Below are 7,283 nucleotides of genomic sequence, written 5' to 3' on the forward strand. Positions count from 1 at the left end.
GCACCTCGCCACTGACAACGCCCCGTCGATTGACGGTCGCCGTCAATCGACGCGACGTGCCGGCCGGGTCGGCGCAACCTGGGATCACCGGGGCAGCCGCGGAGCCCGATCACCAGCAACCCATGACTCCTACGTCCCGAGAAGGCGACCCGCCATGAGCGTCACGCAGCAGTACCTCCTCGACACCTACCGCGCCCGGCAGCACGGCGAGGCCGCACCGCCCGCGCCCGGCACCCACGACTGGCAGATCGTGCGCGAGTGGCGCGATCACCGGCGGTTCCGGGCCGTCCTGGCGGAGCGTCCGGCCCAGGGGCGAATACGGCGGGCCCTGCACCGGTGGCTGGGCCCGCGGCCGCGCTCTACTCGCTGACCTCCTCGGCGACCTCCTCGGTCAGCCGGGCCACGAACTCCGCGACCGCCGTCTTCACCTCGCCGGCCGTCCACTCCAGGCCGTCGGCACGGACGGAGACCTCCGTGAAGGACAGGCCGGGCCCGCCGCGGTCCCAGGGCGCGGCGAACAGGTACGTGCCCGTCTCCTCCGCCTGCCGCACCGCCGCGTTCATCAACGGATCGGCCTCGTACGGCAGCCAGACCTGGAACTCGTGGGTGTGCGGCTCCTCGGGGTGCACGCGCGCCCACGCCGCGCCCGCCTCGGCGAGCCCCTCGCGCAGCGCGGCGGCCACCACGCGCGCGTGGCGGACGTACTCCGGCAGCCGGGGCAGCTCCCGCTCCAGGCCGACGAGCGCCGACAACGCCGTCGGGAACTGCTGGAAGACCATGCCGCCGTACCGGTGCCGCCAGGTCTTCGCCTCTTCCACGAGTGTCTTCGGACCGGCGAGCGCGGCGCCGCCGAAGCCGTCGAGGGACTTGTAGAACGACACGTAGACGCTGTCGGCCAGGGCCGCGATCTCGTCGAGGGGACGGCCGAAGTGGACGGTGGACTCCCACAGGCGGGCGCCGTCGAAGTGCACCACCGCGTCGCGCTCCCGCGCCGCCTCCACGAGTTCGGTGAGCTCCTCCCAGGAGGGCAGCACGAAACCGGCGTCCCTGAGAGGCAGTTCCAGCATCAGCGCCCCGAAGGGCTCGTCGAAGTCGCGTATCTCATCGGCGGTGGGCAGCCGCGGCTCACTGGTCACCCGCACCGTTCGCAACCCACTGACCTGGCTGAACGCGCCACGCTCCCACACTTCGGGGTGGGCCAGCGCGTGCAGGGCGACAGTGGCGTTCCCGGTACGGGACGCCCAGCAGCGCAGGGCCACCTGCTGGGCCATCGTGCCGGTCGGGAAGAACGCGGCGGCCTCCGTGCCCAGCAGCGCCGCCACGCGCTCCTCCAGTGCCGCCACGATCCCGTTGCCGTACATGTCCGCCGGTTCGTCCAGGTCGTACACCTCGGGAGCCGCTTGCGTCAGCAGCGCGAGCCGTTGTCGGATCGTGCCGCTGAAGCCGCCGCGCGACAGCACACGCGGCGCCTCCCGCAAGGCAGCCGACCGCCGCTTGCGCAACCGGTCCCGTGCCGACAGCTCCTCGCCCTGCTCCGCCGTATCACTCATGCTCCGGATGATGCCGTGCGCCCACGCGCGCGAGCACCCGCATTTCCGTACGCCCGCGACGCCCGCCCGCCGTGGACCCGGCGTGCGATAACCCACAGCCTGTGGACAACCGGACGCCCCTGGAACCGATCGCGTTAACATGACGAGAAATCGTCCGGTACCCAGAGCGGACTGGAACGGGAAGGCCTCCGTCGCGTGAGTACAAGCCAACAGCCAGATCCCAGGGACCGCCCCGCGCGGCTCACCGTCGGCGTCGTCGGCGCCGGACGCGTGGGCCCCGCGCTCGCCGCGTCCCTCCAGCTCGCCGGACACCGCCCGGTGGCCGTCTCCGGGGTCTCCGACGCCTCCCGGCGACGGGCCGCGCAACTGCTCCCCGACGTGCCGCTCGTGCCGCCCGCCGAAGTCCTCGCCCGTGCCGAGCTGGTGCTGCTGACCGTCCCGGACGACGCGCTGCCCGGACTGGTCGAGGGCCTCGCCGAGACGGGAGCCGTACGGCCGGGCCAGCTGCTGGTGCACACCTCCGGCCGGTACGGCGCGAAGGTCCTGGACCCCGCCCTGCGCGCGGGCGCGCTGCCGCTGGCCCTGCACCCGGCGATGACCTTCACCGGCACCCCCGTGGACGTCCAGCGCCTGGCAGGCTGCTCCTTCGGCGTCACCGCGCCCGAGGAGCTGCGGCTGGCCGCCGAGGCCCTCGTCATCGAGATGGGCGGCGAACCGGAGTGGATCGCCGAGGAGATGCGCCCGCTGTACCACGCGGCGCTCGCGCTGGGCGCCAACCACCTGGTGACCCTCGTCGCCCAGTCCATGGAGCTGCTGCGCGAGGCGGGCGTCACGGCCCCCGACCGGATGCTCGGCCCCCTGCTCGGCGCCGCCCTGGACAACGCGCTGCGCTCCGGCGACGCGGCCCTGACCGGCCCCGTCGCGCGCGGGGACGCGGGCACCGTCGCCGCGCACGTCACGGAACTGCGCAGGCACGCCCCGCAGACCGTCGCGGGCTATCTCGCGATGGCGCGCGCGACCGCCGACCGGGCGCTCGCCCACGGACTGCTCAAGCCGGAGCTCGCCGAGGACCTCCTTGGGGTACTCGCCACCGGGACCAACGGCGCCGAGGGAGACACCCGATGACCACCACCTTGCTGCGCACCGCCGACGAACTGCACGCGCGTGTGCGCAGCGGCCGCCGCGCCGTCGTGATGACCATGGGCGCCCTGCACGAGGGCCACGCCACCCTGATCCGCACCGCGCGCGGCATCGCGGGGCCGGACGGCGAGGTCGTCGTCACGGTCTTCGTGAACCCCTTGCAGTTCGGCAAGGGCGAGGACCTCGACCGCTACCCGCGCACCCTGGACGCCGACCTCAAGATCGCCGAACAGGCGGGCGCGGACGCCGTGTTCGCGCCTGCGGTCGACGAGGTCTACCCGGGCGGCGAGCCCCAGGTACGCATCAGTGCCGGCCTCATGGGGGAGAGCCTGGAGGGCGCCTCCCGCCCCGGCCACTTCGACGGCATGCTCACCGTCGTCGCCAAGCTGCTCCACCTCACCCGCCCCGACGTCGCCCTGTACGGCCAGAAGGACGCCCAGCAGCTCGCCCTGATCCGCCGCATGGTGCGCGACCTGAACTTCGGCGTCGAGATCGTGGGCGTCCCGACCGTGCGCGAGGAGGACGGCCTCGCGCTCTCCAGCCGCAACCGCTACCTCGCGCCCAAGGAACGGCACACGGCACTCGCGCTGTCCCAGGCGCTGTTCGCCGGCCGGGACCGGCACGCGGCCCAGGAAGCGCTGCGCGCGCGTGCGCGTGAAGTACCCGCCACGCACGCGCGTGCGGAAGCGCTCAGCGCCATAGGGGAGTCCCGCGCGGCGGCCGACGCGCACGCCGTCGCCAAGGCCGTCCCCGGCGCCGCGGCGGCCGTGCGCGCCGCCGCCCGCCTGGTCCTCGACGAGGCCGCCCGCCTCGACCCGCCGCTCGAACTGGACTACCTCGCGCTCGTCGACCCGTCCGACTTCACGGAGATCAAGGACGACTTCACCGGCGAGGCAGTCCTCGCCGTCGCCGCCCGGGTCGGGACGACCCGGCTGATCGACAACATTCCCCTCACCTTCGGAGCCGCCTCGTGACCAGCACAGGCATACGACTGCACGCGCCCGCGCCCGGGTGGTCCATCTCCGCGGACGTCGTGGTCGTCGGCTCCGGAGTCGCGGGCCTCACCGCGGCCCTGCGCTGCGAGGCCGCCGGCCTGACGACCGTCGTCGTCACCAAGGCCCGCCTCGACGACGGCTCCACCCGCTGGGCCCAGGGCGGCATCGCCGCGGCACTCGGCGAGGGCGACACCCCCGAGCAGCACCTCGACGACACCCTGGTCGCGGGCGCCGGCCTGTGCGACGAGGACGCGGTCCGTCTCCTGGTCACCGAGGGCCCCGACGCCGTACGCCGCCTCATCGAGACCGGCGCCCACTTCGACGAGTCCGAGGAAGGCGGCCTGGAACTCACCCGCGAGGGCGGCCACCACCGCCGCCGTATCGCCCACGCCGGCGGCGACGCGACCGGCGCGGAGATCTCCCGCGCCCTCGTCGAGGCGGTACGAGCGCGTGGCCTGCGCAGCATCGAGAACGCGCTCGTCCTGGACCTCCTGACGGATGCCGAGGGCCGTACGGCGGGCGTCACCCTGCACGTCATGGGCGAGGGCCAGCACGACGGCGTGGGCGCGGTCCACGCCCCCGCGGTGGTCCTGGCGACCGGCGGCATGGGCCAGGTCTTCTCGGCGACCACCAACCCGTCGGTGTCGACGGGCGACGGCGTGGCCCTCGCCCTGCGCGCGGGCGCCGAGGTCAGCGACCTGGAATTCGTCCAGTTCCACCCCACCGTCCTGTTCCTCGGCCCGGACGCGGAGGGCCAGCAGCCCCTGGTCTCCGAGGCCGTACGCGGCGAAGGCGCCCACCTGGTCGACGCCGACGGCGTCCGCTTCATGCTGGGACAGCACGAACTCGCCGAACTCGCCCCCCGGGACATCGTCGCCAAGGGCATCATGCGGCGCATGCAGGAGCAGGACGCCGAGCACATGTTCCTCGACGCCCGCCACTTCGGCGCCGACATGTGGGAGCACCGCTTCCCGACCATCCTCGCCGCCTGCCGCGCCAACGGCATCGACCCGGTCACCACGCCCATCCCCATCGCCCCGGCCGCCCACTACGCCTCCGGCGGCGTCCGCACCGACTCCCGGGGCCGTACGACCGTCCCCGGCCTGTACGCGTGCGGCGAGGTGGCCTGCACGGGCGTGCACGGCGCCAACCGACTGGCCTCCAACTCCCTCCTCGAAGGCCTGGTGTACGCCGAGCGCATCGCGGCGGACATCGCGGCCACTCAGGCAGCCGACGGCCTCCACGCGCGCGTGCCGCACCCGCTGCCGTACCCCGAGACGCCGGAGCACCCCCTCCTCACCCCCGAGTCCCGCTTCGCGATCCAGCGGATCATGACGGACGGCGCCGGCGTCCTGCGCTCCGCCGAGTCCCTGGGCAAGGCCGCCGAGCAGATCCAGCGGCTGCACACCGACGCCCGGGACGCCCTGGCCGAGAACGGCAAGACAGCCGAGCCCGGAGTCGACACCTGGGAGGCCACCAACCTCCTCTGTGTGGCCCGCGTCCTGGTGGCCGCGGCACAACTCCGCGAGGAGACCCGAGGCTGCCACTGGCGTGAGGACGAGCCGGACCGCGACGACACGACCTGGCGCCGCCACATCGTCGTACGCCTGAACCCGGATCGCACACTGGCCGTGCACACCACCGAGACCGCAGACTTCCCCCCGACCCGGCAGCCACAGCAGGAGCAGTGACAGAAGTGACCACCCCCGACCTTCCCCTCGCCTCGAACGGCGGCTGCGGCGACGACTGCGCCTGCGGTGCCGACGAGGAGTACATGGAGTGCGGCCTCGACCCCGCGCTCGCGCAGCTGCTGGCCGACGCAGGCCTCGACCCGGTCGAGGTCGAGGACATCGCCAACGTCGCCATCCAGGAGGACCTGGCACACGGCGTGGACGTGACGACGGTCGCGACCATCCCCGAAGAGGCGGTCGCCACCGCCGACTTCGTCGCACGCGAGGCAGGCGTCGTGTCGGGCCTCAGGGTCGCCGAAGCGGTCGTCTCGCTCGTCTGCGAGGACGAGTTCGAGGTGGAACGCCATGTGGAGGACGGCGACAAGGTGGAGGCAGGCCAGAAACTCCTCTCCATCACCACCCGCACCCGCGACCTCCTGACGGCCGAACGCAGCGCACTGAACATCCTCTGCCGCCTGTCGGGCATCGCGACGGCCACGCGCGCGTGGGCGGACGTACTGGAAGGCACCCAGGCGAGGGTCCGCGACACCCGCAAGACGACGCCGGGCCTGCGCGCGCTGGAAAAGTACGCCGTGCGCTGCGGCGGCGGAGTCAACCACCGCATGTCCCTCTCCGACGCGGCCCTGGTGAAGGACAACCACGTGGTGGCCGCAGGCGGCGTGGCGCAGGCCTTCAAGGCGGTCCGCGAAGCCTTCCCCGACCTCCCCATCGAGGTCGAGGTGGACACCCTCCACCAGCTTCGCGAGGTGGTGGACGCGGGCGCGGACCTGGTCCTCCTGGACAACTTCACGCCGGGCGAGTGCGAGGAGGCGGTGGCGATCGTGCACGGCCGGGCAGCACTGGAAGCCTCGGGCCGCCTCACCCTCGCCAACGCCAAGGCGTACGCGGACACGGGCGTCGACTACCTGGCCGTAGGGGCCCTCACCCACTCCTCGCCGATCCTGGACATCGGCCTGGACCTGCGAGCGGCGGAGTAGGAACGGCCATGCTGCTCACCATCGACGTAGGCAACACCCACACCGTCCTCGGCCTCTTCGACGGCGAGGACATCGTCGAACACTGGCGCATCTCGACGGACGCCCGCCGCACCGCCGACGAACTGGCGGTCCTCCTCCAGGGCCTGATGGGCATGCACCCGCTCCTCGGCGACGAACTGGGCGACGGCATCGACGGCATCGCCATCTGCGCCACAGTCCCCTCGGTCCTCCACGAACTACGCGAAGTCACCCGCCGCTACTACGGCGACGTCCCCGCGGTCCTGGTCGAACCGGGCGTCAAGACGGGCGTACCGATCCTGACGGACAACCCCAAGGAGGTCGGCGCGGACCGCATCATCAACGCGGTCGCGGCCGTCGAGCTCTACGGCGGCCCAGCGATCGTCGTCGACTTCGGTACGGCGACGACGTTCGACGCGGTGAGCGCACGGGGCGAGTACGTGGGCGGCGTCATCGCCCCCGGCATCGAGATCTCGGTCGAGGCCCTCGGCGTCAAGGGCGCCCAACTCCGCAAGATCGAGGTGGCCCGCCCCCGCAGCGTGATCGGCAAGAACACCGTCGAGGCGATGCAGGCCGGCATCATCTACGGCTTCGCCGGCCAGGTGGACGGCGTGGTCAGCCGCATGGCCCGCGAGCTGGCGGACGACCCCGACGACGTCACGGTCATCGCGACGGGCGGCCTGGCGCCGATGGTCCTGGGCGAGTCCTCGGTCATCGACGAACACGAGCCGTGGCTGACCCTGATCGGCCTACGCCTGGTGTACGAACGCAACGTCTCCCGCATGTGACTCCGTCGGCGGGCCGGGTCACAGGCGCCGCAGCTGCCCGGCACTGCCGCTGGTCGGGGTTGGGTCGCGCGGCCCGGCGCTACGGGGTGCCGCTGCGCCCACCCGTGCCGCCCCAGCGGCACGA

The 7,283-nt window shown here is 73.0% G+C and carries 7 protein-coding genes; 6 read left to right on the forward strand and 1 reads right to left on the reverse strand.

Features of this window, described 5'->3' with window-relative positions; genetic code table 11:
- Positions 1-154 precede the first annotated feature (154 nt).
- On the forward strand, positions 155-370 hold the full coding sequence (locus tag ACIREI_RS21690) for a hypothetical protein (RefSeq protein WP_403335065.1): 216 nt from the start codon (positions 155-157) through the stop codon (positions 368-370).
- Here ACIREI_RS21690 and ACIREI_RS21695 read toward each other — a convergent pair.
- Positions 360-1,550 (reverse strand): threonine aldolase family protein, encoded by a 1,191-nt coding sequence (locus ACIREI_RS21695; protein ID WP_403335068.1) that lies wholly within the window; start codon positions 1,548-1,550, stop codon positions 360-362. The genes ACIREI_RS21690 and ACIREI_RS21695 overlap by 11 nt on opposite strands.
- Positions 1,551-1,745: 195 nt before the next feature.
- Here ACIREI_RS21695 and ACIREI_RS21700 point away from each other — a divergent pair, with 195 nt between their 5' ends.
- The 5 genes from ACIREI_RS21700 to ACIREI_RS21720 are packed head-to-tail and all read left to right on the forward strand — an operon-like array spanning position 1,746 to position 7,159.
- Positions 1,746-2,675, forward strand: coding sequence for a Rossmann-like and DUF2520 domain-containing protein (locus tag ACIREI_RS21700; RefSeq protein ID WP_403335070.1), 930 nt, complete (start codon positions 1,746-1,748; stop codon positions 2,673-2,675).
- Positions 2,672-3,664, forward strand: coding sequence for a pantoate--beta-alanine ligase (panC, locus tag ACIREI_RS21705; protein WP_403335073.1), 993 nt, complete (start codon positions 2,672-2,674; stop codon positions 3,662-3,664). The genes ACIREI_RS21700 and panC overlap by 4 nt, the downstream gene beginning before the upstream one ends.
- Positions 3,661-5,376: an L-aspartate oxidase gene (locus ACIREI_RS21710; RefSeq protein WP_403335076.1), complete on the forward strand. Its 1,716-nt coding sequence runs from the start codon at positions 3,661-3,663 to the stop codon at positions 5,374-5,376. Before panC ends, ACIREI_RS21710 begins: the two co-directional genes overlap by 4 nt.
- Before the next feature lie 5 nt (positions 5,377-5,381).
- Positions 5,382-6,353: a carboxylating nicotinate-nucleotide diphosphorylase gene (gene nadC, locus ACIREI_RS21715; protein WP_403335078.1), complete on the forward strand. Its 972-nt coding sequence runs from the start codon at positions 5,382-5,384 to the stop codon at positions 6,351-6,353.
- Between the two features lie 8 nt (positions 6,354-6,361).
- The gene (locus tag ACIREI_RS21720) at positions 6,362-7,159 is read left to right on the forward strand and encodes a type III pantothenate kinase (protein ID WP_302003627.1); all 798 of its coding nucleotides are present in this window, start codon (positions 6,362-6,364) and stop codon (positions 7,157-7,159) included.
- Positions 7,160-7,283 lie beyond the last annotated feature (124 nt).

The organism is Streptomyces sp. NPDC093591 (genome assembly GCF_044764885.1).
Lineage (GTDB): Bacteria > Actinomycetota > Actinomycetes > Streptomycetales > Streptomycetaceae > Streptomyces.